The sequence below is a fragment of the Paenibacillus sedimenti genome, assembly GCF_014534655.1.
GTDB classification, from domain to species: domain Bacteria; phylum Bacillota; class Bacilli; order Paenibacillales; family NBRC-103111; genus Paenibacillus_E; species Paenibacillus_E sedimenti.
The window spans coordinates 368,561-385,070 of record NZ_JACVVD010000003.1 but is presented as its reverse complement, the minus strand read 5'-3'; the positions used below and the strand labels follow the sequence as shown (position 1 = coordinate 385,070).

The window sequence follows — 16,510 nt, the reverse complement described above, 5'->3', positions numbered from 1 at the left end:
TGTATGATTAGAGTGAGATTAGGCTCAAAACCAAAGAAAATAGAGAAGAGTTTGATGCATCTGGAGAAGGAGAAACACGTATGACAATCAAAACAGTTGGTGTAGTAGGCGGAGGAACGATGGGCCAGGGAATTGCCGAAATGTTGGCTGCCCGCGGCCTAGAGGTGCTGCTTGCCGAGAAAACAACGGATAAGGCTGACCACGCCCTGGAAATGATCACAGTCGGCCTCGATAAACAGATTGAACGATGGGCGCTGACCATTGCCGAGAAAAAGCAGATTTTGGCTAAAATAAAAGTAACGGATTCACTTCAAGATATGGCGTCATGCGATATGGTTATTGAAACGATTTCGGAAGATTTGAATGCGAAGAAACATATTTTTTTCCAGCTTAATCTTATCTGTCCGCCACCTGTAATTCTGGCAAGCAACACGTCGACTTTAAGCGTTACGGAAATCGCCGCTGTAACGACGAATCCGGAACGGATCATCGGCTTGCATTTCCTGCATCCGGTCGCCAAGATTGATCTGGTCGAAATTATCCGGGCCATGAAAACGACGGATGAAACATACGAACAAACGCGCAAATTCGTCGATGAGCTAATCCAAAAGAAAAGCATTAAAGTGAATGAATCGCCTGGTTTCATTACGACAAGGCTTATTTGTACGTTGATAAACGAAGCGCTGCACACACTATCGGAAGGCGTTGCTTCTGCCGAGGATATCGATAGCGCCATGCGCATCGGCTATGACTTCCGCTACGGACCGCTGGAGATGTGCGACCGTTTTGGGCTCGATTCCGTGCAGGCGGCGCTTGAAGGCATGTTCCGCGAATACGGCGACATCAAATACCGACCGTCCTTTCTGTTGAAACAAATGGTTCGTGCCGGGCATCTGGGCGTCAAATCAGGCGAAGGCTTTTTCCGCTATGATAAGGATGGTGATCGTTTATGAATATTTTGGTCATAAACGCTGGAAGTTCTTCTCTCAAGTATCAGCTTTTCAACATGAAGGACGAGAGCGTCCTAGCCAAAGGGAAAGTAGAACGCATCGGTATGGAGACGGCTATACTGACCCACGAACCATCCGGAAAATCAGAGGTGCATGAAGTCAGCGAAATACTTGAGCATACGACCGCGATCCGCAAGGTGCTGGACAAGCTTGTACATCCCCAGCAGGGCGTGCTTACCTCAACGGCGGAGATCGACGCCGTCGGCCACCGTGTCGTGCACGGCGGCGAGTCGTTCAAGAGCTCCGTCCTCGTGAACGAGGATGTTAAGCGCGAGATCAAGCGACTCTTCGACCTCGCGCCGCTGCATAACCCGGCGCATATGCTGGGCATCGCGGCGGTGGAGGCCAACATGCCTGACGTACCGCAGGCAGTCGTGTTCGACACCGCCTTTCATCAGTCGATGCCGGCGCCGGCCTACCTCTACCCGGTACCGATGGCTCTGTACCGGAAGCATAAAGTGCGCCGCTACGGGTTTCACGGCACCTCGCACAAGTACGTCAGCGAGCGTGCCGCGGCCTTCCTTGGCCGCCCGCTGGAACAGCTCAAGCTCGTTACCTGCCATATCGGTAACGGAGCCAGCTGCGCCGCCGTCCTGGGCGGCAAGTCGGTCGATACGAGCATGGGGATGACCCCGCTCGAAGGGCTGATGATGGGCACGCGCAGCGGCGATCTGGACCCGGCCATCGTGCCCTTTGCGATGGGCAAAGAGGATTTGACGCTGGGCGAGATCAGCTCCATGCTGAACAAGCACAGCGGGCTGCAGGCGATCTCCGGCATCAGCAGCGACATGCGCGAGATCGTGGAAGCGGTTGAGGCGGGCGATAAGAACGCCAAGCTTGCTTTTGACATGTATGAGTACCGGCTGCGCAAATACATCGGGGCTTACGCGGCGGCGATGAACGGCATCGATGCGATCGTGTTTACCGCCGGCGTCGGCGAGAACTCCGAGCTGCTGCGCAAAACCGTCTGCGAACAGCTGACGTTCCTTGGCGTGGAGTTCGATGAAGAAGCCAATCGTGCGGGCAGAGGGCAGGATCGGCGGATTTCGAAGCCGGGCTCCAAGGTGGAAGTGCTCGTCATCCCGACGAACGAAGAGTGGATGATTGCGCGAGATACCTATGCGCTTGCGCAGAAGACGAACTGATTCTTTTGTGGAAATAGTGTACAATAGAGAAGATGTACAAAAACCGGAGGTTCCGGTATTTACAGGAGGCATGAAGGTAAGATGAAGTGTACGATTGGAGAAGTTAAGCATCACGTAGGGGAAACGGTGACGATTGGCTGCTGGCTCAATAAGAAGCGTTCCAGCGGAAAAATTCAATTTTTGCAGCTGCGAGATGGTTCCGGATATATACAAGGCGTCGTAGTGAAAAGTGATGTCAACGAGGAGGTATGGGAAGCAGCTTCCAAGCTCACGCAAGAAAGCTCTCTTTATGTAACCGGATCGGTGAAAGAAGATACGCGCAGTAAAGGCGGCTATGAGCTCGACGTGCAGGGTGTTGAAATTATTCAGATTACGGAAGAATATCCGATCACGCCGAAAGAGCATGGCGTCGATTTCTTGATGGATAACCGTCATCTGTGGATCCGCAGCCCGCGACAGCGTGCCGTACTCGTCATCCGTGCACAAATTATTCAAGCAGTGCAGCAGTTTTTCAATGAGCGAGGCTTTCATCTGGTGGATCCGCCGATCTTGACGCCTTCCTCTTGTGAAGGAACGACGAATTTGTTTCACACCAAATATTTTGATGAGGATGCGTTCCTAACCCAAAGCGGTCAGCTGTATATGGAAGCTGCGGCGATGGCGCTTGGCAAAGTGTATTCATTCGGTCCTACATTCCGTGCGGAAAAATCCAAAACGCGCCGTCATCTTATCGAATTCTGGATGATCGAGCCGGAAATGGCGTTCGTGAATCACGAAGAGAACCTGGAAGTTCAAGAGCAGTTCGTTTCGCACATTGTGCAAACGGTTCTGACTAACTGCCGTGCAGAGCTTGAAACCCTGGAGCGGGATACTTCCAAGCTGGAGAAAATCAAAGGAAGCTTCCCTCGCATTACATATGACGATGCCGTGAAGTTCCTGAAAGCGAACGGACATGAATTCGAGTGGGGTGAAGACTTCGGAGCGCCGCATGAGACAGCGATTGCCGAACAGTATGAGACACCGGTCTTCATTACGCATTGGCCAACGGAGATTAAAGCATTCTACATGAAGCCGGATCCAAGCCGTCCTGAGGTTGTCCTTTGTGCGGATATGATTGCACCTGAAGGCTATGGAGAAATTATCGGCGGAAGTCAACGGATCGATGATCCAGAGCTCATGGAGCAGCGCTTCCAAGAGCACGAGCTGTCGAAAGAAGCTTATCAATGGTACTTGGATCTGCGTAAATACGGCACAGTGCCGCACTCCGGTTTTGGTCTGGGATTGGAACGTACGGTAGCTTGGATTTGCGGTCTAGATCATGTTCGTGAAACGATTCCTTTCCCTCGTCTTCTCTATCGACTGTATCCGTAAACAGATTTATCAACCACTGGTAGAAGGGGGATACAGATCAGATGAGTAGACTGGATACACAGCGCAAACAGCTGGAAGCCGCCCTTTTAATCGGGGTTCGAGAGGGGAGCGTTGCCGTTCCTACGCTACTTTTGAAGCATTATCGTGCACTAAAGCTGAACGAGATCGAGGTTATGACGCTCATCCAATTGATTTCTTTTTGGGAAAAGGAAAAAAACGATTTTCCGACGATTGAGGAAATTCAATCGCGCATGTCGGCATCCCCGGATCAAGTGATAGCGAGCCTGCAGAAGCTTCTTCATGAGCAGTTTATTACGATCGATGAAGATACAGAAGCTTCTACGGGCATTAGACTTGAGCGGTATAATTTATCTCAGCTGTATCAGAAGCTTGCCCATCATGTCATCGAGCAGGAAATGGCAGCCCTTACTGCGGCGCGGCCCCCTATTCATGCAGACGCTGCAGCCAAAGATATTTTCACTACGTTCGAAAAAGAGTTTGCACGTCCGTTAACGCCAATGGAGCTCGAAACGATCAGTGGTTGGCTGGACAAAGATATGTATCGGGAAGAGCTCATCCTGACGGCTCTCAAGGAAGCCGTATTCGCAGGCAAGGTCTATTTCCGTTATATTGATCGCATTTTGCTGGAGTGGAGCCGGAATCGGGTAGCCACGGTGGAACAAGCGAAGGAATATTCGCAGCGGTTTCGTCAATCCAGATAAAGGCCATGAGTACGTCCTCAATTTCCGCACTTTGGGAATTAGGGCGTTTTCTCATTTTAACTTCCAAAGGGAATTGTGCTTCATAGCCAAATGAAACAGAAGCGAGTTCAGACAGAACGTCAACAAATATACAGGAAATGAATAACTAAGATGCCAGCCATGGTATTTAAAGACGGAGAGCCAAACGCCGATCGCTTCAAAGATGATCGATGCAACCGACCATATGATAATATGAATCGCTTGATAAGCGCCGCGAAGTCTGAATTTATCATAGAAATATACATAAAGGTATCCCTGTAGCGGATAAGGGAGCGAATAAAGCAATAGATCAAACAAGTCGTATGAATGAGTATCCATAGTATCGTATAAATCGTACGGAGCGGGAGAAGCCAATATATTGTCAGTAGCTCGGCCCAAATAAGAGTTAAAGATCATAATGAGCAGCGCTACCGGCATCGGAATTCGTTTGGGAAGCGCGATAAAGAGCAGGAGCAGCACGATGCTCACAATCGTGATGAAACCCTCATTCGCATCGAAATGAATTGGAAGAAACAGGATCATTGCTGCAGCTGCTCCCTTCTTTTTATCCAGCGGAAAGCTTTCATAAGAGTTAAAGTCGATAAAATGAAAATCATCCATAAAGGGATGGACCACCACATATGCCATCTCGTCAGATCCACTTCACCCAATAGCCCGTGCAGAAGCTGAAAGCATGTTAAGAGTAGAGTCATAGCTAGGATCAATATTATTCGAATCCATATTCGACTGCAGGCCAGATAAAAATGCAAAAACCAGATCATGGCGATCGGATTTAATAACAGGTGAAAATTCATCATAGTCCAAAACATACTCATTTTGTTATATGGCTGGATGAGTTTTAGGTTATTATAGACAATATTCATGAAGTCTTCGCCCAAAATCGAGATCCAGAACCAATAGAAGAGAATCTCCATCAGGTTCATGTTCTTTTTCGTATAAACGTATAGGGCAAGTAATAGCAGACTAAGGCTTACTTTTATGGCCAGTAACATAATGGCGGAGTCCTTTATCATTTTTATAAGTAATGTCCCCGCTTAGCTTGACCATTTGCTGTTCATCCTATGAAAAAAAAGCCAGATCTTTCTTCACATTTGAAGAGAAGACCTGGCTATTATTTTAGTTGACCCAGCTTTATACGCCTTTTTTAAGTAAATGGGAACGGTACACATATTCGAAAAGAAATTCGAAAGCTTCCAGATGACGTTTGGCTTCAAAAGCGTTAGCGCCCCATGCATAAATACCGTGTTTCCGCAGTACGACCCCCGGAATTCGAGGCACAATAGCACCTTCCACGAGCTCTGCGATGCGAGGGATTTCCGCGTAATTGGGTAAAATTGGAATTTCAATATTTGCTTCCTCATCCCAAATATTGAATGCTTTAATCAACTCAACACCTTCTACAGGAATGCTTTTGCGCTCCCAATAAAGCTCAGAGACCAGGTTGTTAAAGATGGTATGTACATGGAAAATGGCGCCTGCACCGGTTAGCCGGTAGATTTCGCTATGGATTAACGTCTCAGCCGATGGCTTCAGACTTGTCGCTTCTGTGGGTTTGCCTTGCTCGTTAACGAGCAAAAAATCCTCGGGGGTTTGCACCGATTTATCTCGACCGCTAGAAGTTATGGCGAAAGTAAAAGCTTCAGGATCAAAGCCGCCAACACGTACGGAGAGGTTGCCGCTTGTAGCGGGGAACCAGCCTCTGGCTGCTAAATTGGCTTTAATTTCTCTTAACTCAGCGAACGCGCGCTGCTTATCTTCCAGGAATATCGTCATACTACCGTTTCAGCCTCCAATTGCTTCATAATATCGAAAAAAGTTTCAAACGGATGGTACGGATACCCTAATTCCTCGCACATTTCAATGAGATGTGATCTGGCGAAAATCGTATCTACCAGTTTGGCGCCCTCAAAATCGGTAATACTGTCGCCGATAATGATCCGTTCATAGCGTTCAGGATCGTAAGACCGGATAATGCTCGTTTTGCACATGCCGCAGTCCGTCTTACAATGTTCGTCACAACGGTTAGGCCACAATATTTCAATCGTGCTGCCTTCGAACGTGCTGGCATTGCAATAAATATGTTCCGCCTCAATCGGAAACGGCTGAAGCAGCGGGTAAATGAAGAAATCGATGCCTCCGCTCGTAATTAACAGTGTGATGTTGCGGTCCTTGCAATAATCGACGAACTCGCGGAAGCCGTCGCGGATCGTGGCATTATTTATGGCGTAATCCACTATTTCTTGTTTACGGGAAGTCGGTAGGAGAGCGAACATCGCGCCAACGCCTTCACGAATCGAAATATTCTTGTCCACGAGCTGTTTGACAAGCTCCTCCCAACCAGGCGGGTTGAAATGTTTCATAATCGCCACGATGTTATCGTTCACCGTAATCGTCCCGTCGAAATCGCAGAAAATAATGCGTTCCTTGTTCATTCTTTAATCCCCCAAGTATCAATAGCTGCTTGTAACTCTGGATGTGTCTTGGCATAATCTCTTAATGTTATTCCTTGAAGGCTTGCGTCAATCGCTTGCCGGAATGCTTGGCCGCCGGCGATCGTTCCGAGCGGGTGCCCATGGATGCCTCCGCCGGCGTTCACGACGACGTCACCGCCGAAATCGCGCAAGATAAGCGGGACAAGACCTGGATGAATGCCTGCGGAAGGCACAGGGAAGCTGGCTGCCAGCTTCAATGATGCATCGTCGGATGCACCGTACGCGTAATCTTTATGTAAATCATTGGTCAGCAGCACATGCTTAATGGCTAAATTCTCTTCTCTTGGCATGACGACGGAGCCGTATGGGGAAGGGAACAACACCAGGTCCGCGCCGGCAAGCCGCATAAGTTTACCCAAAAGCACGGAAGCGGAAATCCCGTAGTGCGGAGACGGATAAATGGCTCCAGCCATCGCCGGATGCGCCATGATTGGAATATAGATCTCCGGATCCGAACTCAATTCGTGAAGTACATCGAAGCCGTAAGCCAGAACGTTAAAGAGCAGGGCGTTAGCGCCGGCACGGATGGCCTTCTTCGCTTGATCGGCAAGTTTTGAGGTAGGTCCGGTCAGATTAACGGCGTAAAGCAATTTCTGCCCTGTTTCTTTAGATGCTTGTGACGCTGCTTCCAAACACACTTCAATGCGTTTCTCAAGCGGCGTTAACGGATTTTCAAATAAGATCTCGTCGTCTTTAATCAGATCGACGCCACCGGCTGCCTGCAAATAAAATTGCTCGCGAAGTGCAGGCAGTTCGTATCCGACAACGGATTTGAAAATGCTCATCAGAAGCGGGCGGTCATGCACGCCCAATAAATCGCGAACGCCTTGCATCCCGAATTTCGGACCGGGGAATCCTGCAAGAAAATCGGAGGAGAAGGACAAATCGATCAGTTTGATTTTGCCATCCATGGACAGCTTGCCGAACACCGTTACGAGCAAAGCCGGGATGTCCCGGCTGAAGTTGACGTCCGGATATGCGATTTGAATGTCAGCATAGCGTTCGGATTGCGGCCTTCCATCGACAGGCTCATGTACCTCAACGGAAACGACTTTACCCAGATGCTTTTCCATCTGCGCCTTCTGAGCCTCAGGCAGTTCTGTCCAACTGCCGACCGTGAGTCCGACGGCGATGCCGGTCGCTTTTTTATGAAAATCGGCTTTCTCGTCAAAACACCGATAGGTCGCTAAGCAATAAGCGCTCATAGTTATTCACCTGCTTTAGATTAAGTTAGAGAAGAAGGGAACTCTTATACGGATTTGAAGCTTGTGCTACGGGCGGCGATTTGCTCGCCCATTTCTTTGGAACGTTCTGCCGAACGGGTTACTGCGCGCGCAATCCCTTCGGAGAATCGGTATTGATCCAAAGCTTCAATTGAAGCCTGGGTTGCGCCATTAGGCGATGTGACCTTGCGGCGCAGTACAGCGGGATCTTCTTGCGTAATTTTAACCATATGCGCAGCGCCGAGAACGGTTTGAAGCGTCAACTCGCGTGCATTTTCTTCAGATAGGCCGCCTTCAATTCCGGCTTTGATCATGGCTTCCATGAAATAGTACACATAAGCCGGGCCGCTGCCGGATACTCCGGTTAATATTTCCATTTTGGATTCTTCAATAACGCTGACGATTCCGATAGACTCGAACATTTCAGTCGCCAATTGTTTATACGCATCGTCTACTGTTGAAGAGAAACTCATTCCGGTGGCGCCAAGTCCAATGGTACTGGACGTATTCGGCATCGTCCTGACGATCGGCATGCGCGTTTGCAACAGCGCTTCGATTTTGGCGATGGAGAGTCCGGCTACGACGGAGATCAGCAGTTGCTTCTCGTTCAGAAGCGGTTGAAGATCGCCGAAAGACGTTTCTACATCTTTCGGTTTCATGCAAACAACAACGATATCGGCTCCGCGAATGTAGTCCTCCCTGGTTTTTGCGTCGGATGTCGTATTCACGCCATATTGGGAACGCAGTTCAGCCATTCTGGCTTGATCCGAGCGGTTCAAGACATACAAGTTGTCCGGGTTGGCGACCTCTCGTTCAATAAGTCCCCGAAAGATGGCCTCTGCCATCGAACCTGCGCCGATAAAAGCAATTTTTACTTGAGATATGGATGTAGACATTGTGCTTCCCCCTAAGAGTTTTCGTAAGAAAACTTGCATCGTAAGCATAAGCTTATTGCCAATTTATTCCCGTATTTGACCGCTTCCATAGATGCGGTATTTGGTTGAAGTTAATGCCGGCAGTCCCATGGGTCCGCGAGCGTGCAGCTTCTGTGTAGAGATGCCGATTTCGGCGCCAAAGCCGAATTCGAAACCATCTGTGAAACGCGTCGATGCGTTATGGTACACGGCAGCCGCATCAACCTCCTGCAGGAATCTCTCTGCATTCGCGGTATGCTCCGTTACGATGCATTCGGAATGCATGGTACTGTATTGGCGTATATGCGCTAAAGCCTCATCCAGATCAGCGACGACTTTGACATTGAGGATGTAGTCCCCATATTCGGTGCTCCAATCGGCAGGCTCTGCTACTTTCATCGAATGGACAAGCACTCTGGCTCTATCATCGCCTCTTAATTCAACTCGGGCGGTCTCAAAAGCTCCGGCAAGCGCACTTAAGTGCCTGGCGGCGAATGCTTCATGGACAAGCACCGTCTCCATCGAATTGCAAACGGAGGGACGCTGTGCTTTCGCATTCACGGCAATTCGGATTGCCATCTCAAGCTGTGCACTTTCATCTATAAAAGTATGACATACACCCGCTCCTGTTTCAATGACAGGGACGGACGCGTTATTGACAACATTTTGAATGAGCGAATGACCGCCCCGCGGAATAAGCACATCGATGAGTCCGTTTAATTTTAACATTTCATCAACAGAAGAACGGTCCGGGCTGAGGATTAATTGCAGCGCATCGACCGGAATAGAAGAACGGCTTAGAGCGCGATGGAGCACCTCAATGATTTTCTCATTGGAAAATAGTGCCGAAGAGCCGCCGCGCAGCACAACGGCATTGCCTGTTTTGAGGCATAGTCCGGCAGCATCGACAGTAACGTTAGGTCTGGCTTCATAAATAATACCGATAACGCCAAGCGGTACGCGAATTTTTTGAATACGCAGGCCGTTTGGGCGATCGAACGAGTCTAGCGTGTCCCCGATTGGATCAGGAAGCTCAACAATCTGGCGCAGCCCTTCAGCCATCGCGGCAATACGCGACTCATTAAGTGCCAGACGGTCGAGCAGGGAGGAGCTGATGCCGGATTCTTTGCCTCGCTGTAAATCTTTGGAGTTAGCTTCCATAATCGCTTGCTGTTCGGTAACGAGGGCGTCCGCCAAGAGCAGCAAAGCAGCGTTTTTTTGTTCGGTCGTTAAGGTACCCATGGATTGGGCCGCTTGTTTGGCTAGCTTCGATTTTTGAACGACTTCACTCATCGGTCATAACCTCCTATAATTGATATTTTTGAGCGGAGATCAAGGTCTCCTCATATTCGAATTGAAAAATGCTTGGCAATGCGCCAGCAAATCGGGAACGGTAAGCTCATATTGTTCACCGCTTCGACGTTCTTTGCATTCTATGACTTGCTCAGCTGCCTTTTTGCCGACTGTTAACCGAATAGGGAAGCCTAGAAGATCGGCATCATTGAATTTAACCCCTGCCCGTTCTTCACGGTCATCCCAGAGTACATCATACCCCGATTGCGTTAAGGCGGTATAAATGTCCAGCGATAATTTCATCTGAACTTCATCAAGTACTTGAACGGTAAGGAGATGGATGGCGTACGGAGCGATAGCATGAGGCCAGATAATACCTCGATCATCATAATTTTGTTCGATGATAGCGGCCAGCATTCGCGATATGCCTATGCCATAACAGCCCATGAGCATAGGTTCGGCAGTTCCTTTGTCATCGTTGAATGTCGCGCCGAGCTTTGCGCTATACTTTGTTCCAAGCTTGAACACATGACCGATCTCGATGCCCTTTGCAAATGCGAGCTTATTTCCGCAATGAATACACAGATCACCTTCGGCTACATTTCGTAAATCGCTATATGTTAATTCGGGTAAATCGCGATTTACATCAACATGAAGCAGATGATAATCTCGTTCATTGGCTCCTGTTACAGCGTTGCTCATGCATTGGACCGAATGGTCGGCAATAACCCGGACTTTATGGAGTCCGACCGGCCCTATAAAGCCTGCTGCGGATTGAAGCTCGCTCTCAATCTCTTCCTCTGTCATCATGTCAATCCGGTCAATGCCGATAGCTTGCTTCAACTTGATTTCGTTCAGTTCATAATCGCCGCGCAAGAGAACGACGAGAGGAGCGCTACCCGCTTTTAACGCGATGGATTTAATTATGCGCTTCGGCTGGATACGCAGGAGCTGACTTAATTGCTTGATGCTAGTTGTTTGCGGTGTATGAACCTTTTCCGGCGTTTGATCATGGGTAGCGCCTGCTGCAATTTCGCTGTTCGCGGGTATGGCACCGACTGCTTTCTCAAGATTAGCCGCATAGCCGCAGGCCGGGCAGTGAACGATGGTATCCTCGCCAACTTCGGCGAGCGCCATAAACTCATGGGTGTCCGTTCCTCCGATGGCACCGGAATCGGCTTCGACCGCGCGGAACTGGAGGCCGGCGCGAGTGAAAATTCGGTGATACGCATCATACATGCGCATGTAACTTTCATCCATCCCGATGGCCGAGCGATCGAATGAATAAGCGTCTTTCATCAGAAATTCACGTCCGCGCAGCAGCCCAAACCGAGGCCTGCGTTCGTCTCTGAATTTCGTCTGAATTTGATAGAGCCTGACCGGAAGTTTTTTGTACGATTGAATTTCATCCCGTATGAGTGTTGTAATCACTTCCTCATGCGTAGCCCCCAGTGCAAATTCTCGGCCGTGGCGGTCTTCGAGGCGCATAAGCTCAGGTCCATAGATGTCCCAGCGCCCGGATTCTTTCCACAATTCGGAAGGGTGTAGAGCGGGCATCAGCATTTCTTGCGCGCCGGCCGCATTCATTTCTTCTTGAACGATTCGCTGAATATGCCGCAGTGCTTTCAAGCCTAATGGCAAATATGAATATATGCCGCTGGATAATTGGCGGATGAGTCCGGCGCGAAGCATGAGGCGGTGGCTGGCAGCTTCAGCATCTGCCGGTACGTCCCGCAATGTCGGGTTGAGTAGATGTTGTTGTCTCATGCTTGTCGAACCTCGCTTTCATATGTTTAATGTAATTTCCGCAAGATCAATTTTATGGCAGCGGAACCCATTCATCCCGGTGAATGACTTCAATGCGAACGACTTCGACGCGCCTTTGTACTTCGTCGGTCGATAAGCCGGCGACGGCCTGCAGCTGCCAGGCCGCGTAATTGACGACGCCGCGGCCCAGCAGCGCGTTGTCCGCGCTAACCACCTCGACGACGTCGCCGGGGTGGAAGTCGCCGTCGACGGCCGTAATTCCGGCGGGGAGCAGGCTCTTGCCGCCTTCGAGCAGCGCCTTCCTGGCGCCCTGGTCGACGATGATTCGCCCTTGGGGCAGCGAGTGGAAGCCGACCCACTGCTTCTTGACCGGCAGGTTGTTGACCGTCGTGTCGAAGTACGTGCCCTTGCCGCGGCCGTCTACGGCAATGGGGAGATCATAGGGCTCGAGCACGCGCCCTATGAATACCGGCACGCCCCCGCGCATCGCGATGCGGGCGGCCTCAACCTTGGAGCGCATGCCGCCGGTGCCGACCGCGCTCCCGGATCCTCCAGCGAAGCTGAACAGCTCATCGCTGATGGCATTCACGCGATCGATCCGCTGCGCGTTTGCGTTCTTGCGAGGATCGTCCGTGTATAGGCCGTCCATATCTGTAATGATCACCAATCTGCCGGCTTTCACCAGATTGCCGACCAGCGCCGACAAGGTGTCATTGTCGCCGAACTTGAGCTCATCCACCGAGACGGTGTCGTTCTCGTTGATGATCGGCACGACGCCGCGTTGCAGCAGCTCGTCGATGGTCATGAGCGCGTTCTGCACGCGCTTGCGGTTAGAGAAGTCGTACCTCGTCAGCAAAATCTGCGCCACGCTGATCCCGTGCGACGCAAAGGCCTCGTGGTACGCCTGCATCAGCAGCGCCTGGCCGACTGAAGCTGCTGCCTGCTTCTCGTGCAGCACCTTGGGCCGCGAGCGGTAGCCCAGCGAGGTGAAGCCTGCGGCTACCGCACCGGAAGTGACGAGCAGGACTTGGTAGCCATCCTGCTGCAGACGCGCCAGCTCCGATGCGAAAAAACGTATTTTATCCGGATTCAAGCCGCCCGTCTCGGAGGTTAAAGAACTGCTGCCGATTTTGACGACGATTCGCTGTATCATTACGATCCCATCCTTTTTATTCCAAGTATGTAAATGCAAAAAAGACTTCCGTCCTCATGACAAATAAGGACGAAAGTCTGCAGCTTCCGCGGTACCACCTTAGATTGGCGCATGCCATTATGGCTGCACCCAACTCTGGATTCCCTATATAACAGCAGGGGACTGTTCAACTCGTCGTTGACCGTTCAGGGGCGGGTTCGGAACCGGTTCACGGTAAGCTCTCTCAGCCGGTGGAGCTTACTCTCTGCAGCGCGATTGCACGCTTCCTACTATTCCCATCATAACGTTGCGATATGGAAGCCGATGTGGACTTCCTTTTTTAGTTCTATCTAGAATAGCACGCAGTACAAGTCTTTGTAAAGAAGCTGGTGCCAAGGGATTGCAAAAATGTGATTCGCTGAAATGCCTGATAATGGAACTGCAAAATACGCAGCGGGCAAGGTTGGAAGCCGCCGAATGTTCCTGCGCTCTGGAAAAATAACGAAAGAAGACCATGCGACTCTACCGTTGTAGAAACGCATGGTCTTCAGTTTACTCAAACAAATTCAGCTTGCCTATACGCTGTACGGCTTCTTCGAGCCTTGACTCCGTCGAAAGGAGCCCAAGTCTTACATAGCCTTCGCCATGAGTTCCGAAGCCAACGCCAGGTGCGACAACGACCTTTGCTTCCTGCAGCAGCAGATCGGAAAGGCTTGTCGAGGTATGACCTTTAGGCACGGGGAGCCAGGAAAAGAACGAGCCCTGCGACGGGCGGGCGTTCCAGCCAATGCTTGCGAGCGCGCGATAGAGCGCGTTGCGGCGGTTTTCATAGACATCGCGCAGCTCGGTTACGCAGTCTTGAGCAGCTGTCAACGCCGTAGTCGCTGCGACTTGTATGCCGCCGAACAGGGAGCAGTAGTAGTGATCCTGCATCAAATTGATCAACCGGATAATTTCCCGGTTGCCTAGTGCGAAACCGACGCGCCAGCCCGCCATATTGTATGTTTTGGAAAGCGTATAGAACTCAACGCCGACTTCTTTGGCGCCAGGCGTGGATAAGAAGCTGACTGGCTTCTGTCCATCAAATCCGATTGCGCCATAAGCGAAATCACTGGCAACAACGATACCGTGCTTTTGTGCGAATTCCACTGTTTCTTTATAGAATGAGGCAGGAGCGGTAGCGCCCGTCGGATTGTTAGGATAGTTAATGAACATTAACTTGGCCCGGTCCAGATCCGACTCCTTGATCGCCGAATAGTCCGGCAAGAAGTTGTTGTCTGCTTTTAGCGGCATGAAAGCCATCTCGGCTCCGGCAAGTGCCACACCGGACCAATAGTCAGGGTAACCAGGGTCAGGAACAAGACAGACATCGCCTGGATTCAGCAAGATCTGGCTGATTTCGATCAGCCCCGTTTTGCCGCCAAAGAGAATCGCTACTTCCGTCTCAGGATCAAGGTCAACGCCATGGTCTTCTTTATAGCGCTGAGCCACTGCTTCTTTCAGAAACGGAAATCCGCTGAATGGCGGATATTTGTGGTAAAGCGGATTAGCCGCAGCTTCTTGCATCGATTGCACGATATGAGCCGGAGTAGGCCGGTCAGGATTACCTTGTCCCAAATTAATGACGTCATGACCCTGAGCGATTTGCTCATTCGCTTTGCGAACTAACGTCGCAAAAAATTGAGTCGGAAGCCCCTGCATCCGCTCGGCAGGCTGTATGGAAAAAGTCGGTTGTGTTTGTGATAAGTTAGACACGATTTAATTCACACTCCGTAGGTCGGGATTTACATAATAACATTAATGTACCATGATTACAGGGTGGTGTATAGGGACTTGGATTTTTTTATCAAGTTGGTGAAAAAAATGATTTTACTTCTTACTAGAATTCCCCTAAAGTTATAATTAACATAAACTGGAAGGTGGTTCTTATGACAGTAAATGCACAAGTAGCAGAAGTTTTTTTACAGGAATCGATTCGCGCATTTGAAAGTATGAAAAAGCTCGCAGACAGAACGTTGGCGCAGATTCAGGACGAGCATTTTTACCAGACTTTAGATCCGGAATCCAACTCTATGGAAGTATTGATCAAACACATGCACGGCAATATGCTGTCTAGATGGACTGACTTTCTAACAACGGATGGGGAGAAGGAAACACGGGATCGCGACGGTGAATTCGAAGGTAGTCGGCTCGGGCGGGAAGAGCTTGTTGCTTTATGGGAAGAGGGCTGGAGCGTGCTTTTCCATGCGATTAATTCATTGACGCCGGAAGATATGCTTCGGACGATCTATATACGTGGCGAAGGCCACACGGTCCTACAGGCGATTCAGCGGCAAGTTTCACATTACGGCTACCATGTCGGTCAAATGGTTTTCCTTGGCAAACACTTCGCAAGCGCTGATTGGCAAACGCTTAGCATCGCTAGAGGTCAATCCAAAGCTTTTAATCCCAATTGAGTTCATCGGATAATTCGACTACAATGGATAAAAATAAGATAGTTATGTAGTTGGAAGGAGTTATCTTGGTTATGCAAGACACACATACATTGAATATTGCACTCATTCAAATGGATATTGCCATTGGCGAACCAGATACGAACTATACTCGATTGGAACAATTGTTGAACGAAGCGGTTTCCGCAGATGTTAAACCGGATGTGATCGTATTTCCGGAGATGTGGAATACCGGCTATGCCTTAACCGAGATTCACGATCTGGCAGACAAGGATGGCGCTCGAACGAAAGCTTTTTTAACTGATTTTGCGCAGAGACATCATGTGAACATTATCGGAGGTTCCATCGCCGACAAGCGGGGGGACCAGGTGCTCAACACGGTATATGCGTTCGATCGTCAAGGCCGGGAAATTGCCGAGTATTCGAAAATTCATTTATTCCGTCTCATGGATGAAGAGAAATTTCTGCAGAGCGGGGACCAGCTTGGCCGATTTGAGCTTGAAGGTGTTCCCGCCGGCGCGATGATCTGCTATGACATTCGCTTCCCGGAACTTGCACGTAAGTTAGCGCTGGATGGCGCGCGAATTTTGTTCGTTCCTGCAGAATGGCCGCATCCGAGATTGCATCACTGGCGTACGCTTCTCATGGCTAGAGCCATCGAGAATCAAATGTATGTCGTTTCTTGCAATCGTGTTGGTACGAGCGGTACGACAAACTTTTTCGGGCATTCCATGGTGATCGACCCTTGGGGTGAGGTACTCGTTGAAGGCGATGAGGGAGAAGCGATACTTCGTGCAACGATCGATTTGAGTGAAGTTGTGCGTGTGCGCGGGAAAATTCCTGTTTTTGAAGACCGCCGCCCTCACTTATACTAAAAAGGTTGTTTCACTAAAGACAATTGCCATTTGATTTTTTTGGCGTTTTTTTGTACACTATATCCAATTGCATG

General features: G+C 49.9%; 15 protein-coding genes. 6 read left to right on the top strand and 9 right to left on the bottom strand.

Annotation, left to right across the window (positions count from 1 at the left end; genetic code table 11):
* Positions 1 to 80 precede the first annotated feature (80 nt).
* The 4 genes from ICC18_RS10425 to ICC18_RS10410 all read left to right on the top strand — a co-directional run bounded on the left by ICC18_RS10425 (position 81) and on the right by ICC18_RS10410 (position 4,248).
* Positions 81 to 953, top strand: a complete 873-nt coding sequence (locus ICC18_RS10425) for a 3-hydroxyacyl-CoA dehydrogenase family protein (RefSeq protein ID WP_188174328.1) — start codon at positions 81 to 83, stop codon at positions 951 to 953.
* Positions 950 to 2,155 (top strand): acetate/propionate family kinase, encoded by a 1,206-nt coding sequence (locus ICC18_RS10420; RefSeq protein WP_188174327.1) that lies wholly within the window; start codon positions 950 to 952, stop codon positions 2,153 to 2,155. The genes ICC18_RS10425 and ICC18_RS10420 overlap by 4 nt, the downstream gene beginning before the upstream one ends.
* Before the next feature lie 81 nt (positions 2,156 to 2,236).
* The gene (asnS, locus tag ICC18_RS10415) at positions 2,237 to 3,526 is read left to right on the top strand and encodes an asparagine--tRNA ligase (protein WP_188174326.1); all 1,290 of its coding nucleotides are present in this window, start codon (positions 2,237 to 2,239) and stop codon (positions 3,524 to 3,526) included.
* A 41-nt stretch (positions 3,527 to 3,567) separates the two neighbouring features.
* Positions 3,568 to 4,248: a DnaD domain-containing protein gene (locus tag ICC18_RS10410; protein ID WP_188174325.1), complete on the top strand. Its 681-nt coding sequence runs from the start codon at positions 3,568 to 3,570 to the stop codon at positions 4,246 to 4,248.
* A 51-nt stretch (positions 4,249 to 4,299) separates the two neighbouring features.
* Here the strand turns inward: ICC18_RS10410 and ICC18_RS10405 are convergent, their stop codons facing one another.
* The 9 genes from ICC18_RS10405 to ICC18_RS10365 all read right to left on the bottom strand — a co-directional run bounded on the left by ICC18_RS10405 (position 4,300) and on the right by ICC18_RS10365 (position 14,863).
* Positions 4,300 to 4,914: a hypothetical protein gene (locus ICC18_RS10405; protein WP_188174324.1), complete on the bottom strand. Its 615-nt coding sequence runs from the start codon at positions 4,912 to 4,914 to the stop codon at positions 4,300 to 4,302.
* Between the two features lie 504 nt (positions 4,915 to 5,418).
* Positions 5,419 to 6,060 (bottom strand): methylthioribulose 1-phosphate dehydratase, encoded by a 642-nt coding sequence (mtnB, locus tag ICC18_RS10400; RefSeq protein ID WP_188174323.1) that lies wholly within the window; start codon positions 6,058 to 6,060, stop codon positions 5,419 to 5,421.
* Entirely contained in the window at positions 6,057 to 6,719 is a 663-nt protein-coding gene (locus ICC18_RS10395) for a 2-hydroxy-3-keto-5-methylthiopentenyl-1-phosphate phosphatase (RefSeq protein WP_188174322.1), read from the bottom strand. Before ICC18_RS10395 ends, mtnB begins: the two co-directional genes overlap by 4 nt.
* The gene (locus tag ICC18_RS10390) at positions 6,716 to 7,984 is read right to left on the bottom strand and encodes a 2,3-diketo-5-methylthiopentyl-1-phosphate enolase (protein WP_188174321.1); all 1,269 of its coding nucleotides are present in this window, start codon (positions 7,982 to 7,984) and stop codon (positions 6,716 to 6,718) included. The genes ICC18_RS10395 and ICC18_RS10390 overlap by 4 nt, the downstream gene beginning before the upstream one ends.
* A gap of 44 nt (positions 7,985 to 8,028) precedes the next feature.
* The gene (gene proC / locus ICC18_RS10385) at positions 8,029 to 8,898 is read right to left on the bottom strand and encodes a pyrroline-5-carboxylate reductase (protein WP_188174320.1); all 870 of its coding nucleotides are present in this window, start codon (positions 8,896 to 8,898) and stop codon (positions 8,029 to 8,031) included.
* 63 nt (positions 8,899 to 8,961) lie between these two features.
* Positions 8,962 to 10,209 carry a glutamate-5-semialdehyde dehydrogenase gene (locus ICC18_RS10380; protein ID WP_188174319.1) on the bottom strand — a complete coding sequence of 416 codons (1,248 nt, stop codon included), beginning with the start codon at positions 10,207 to 10,209 and terminating at the stop codon, positions 8,962 to 8,964.
* 39 nt (positions 10,210 to 10,248) lie between these two features.
* Complete coding sequence (locus tag ICC18_RS10375; RefSeq protein ID WP_188174318.1) at positions 10,249 to 11,976, bottom strand: proline--tRNA ligase; 1,728 nt, start codon at positions 11,974 to 11,976, stop codon at positions 10,249 to 10,251.
* 52 nt (positions 11,977 to 12,028) lie between these two features.
* Complete coding sequence (gene proB, locus ICC18_RS10370) at positions 12,029 to 13,129, bottom strand: glutamate 5-kinase (RefSeq protein WP_188174317.1); 1,101 nt, start codon at positions 13,127 to 13,129, stop codon at positions 12,029 to 12,031.
* A gap of 531 nt (positions 13,130 to 13,660) precedes the next feature.
* Complete coding sequence (locus tag ICC18_RS10365; RefSeq protein WP_312029512.1) at positions 13,661 to 14,863, bottom strand: pyridoxal phosphate-dependent aminotransferase; 1,203 nt, start codon at positions 14,861 to 14,863, stop codon at positions 13,661 to 13,663.
* A gap of 173 nt (positions 14,864 to 15,036) precedes the next feature.
* Between ICC18_RS10365 and ICC18_RS10360 the strand changes: the two genes are divergently transcribed.
* Both ICC18_RS10360 and ICC18_RS10355 read left to right on the top strand, forming a co-directional pair.
* Positions 15,037 to 15,564 (top strand): DUF1572 family protein, encoded by a 528-nt coding sequence (locus ICC18_RS10360; protein ID WP_188174316.1) that lies wholly within the window; start codon positions 15,037 to 15,039, stop codon positions 15,562 to 15,564.
* A 71-nt stretch (positions 15,565 to 15,635) separates the two neighbouring features.
* Positions 15,636 to 16,436, top strand: a complete 801-nt coding sequence (locus ICC18_RS10355; protein ID WP_223192468.1) for a carbon-nitrogen family hydrolase — start codon at positions 15,636 to 15,638, stop codon at positions 16,434 to 16,436.
* The last annotated feature ends 74 nt before the right edge of the window (positions 16,437 to 16,510 follow it).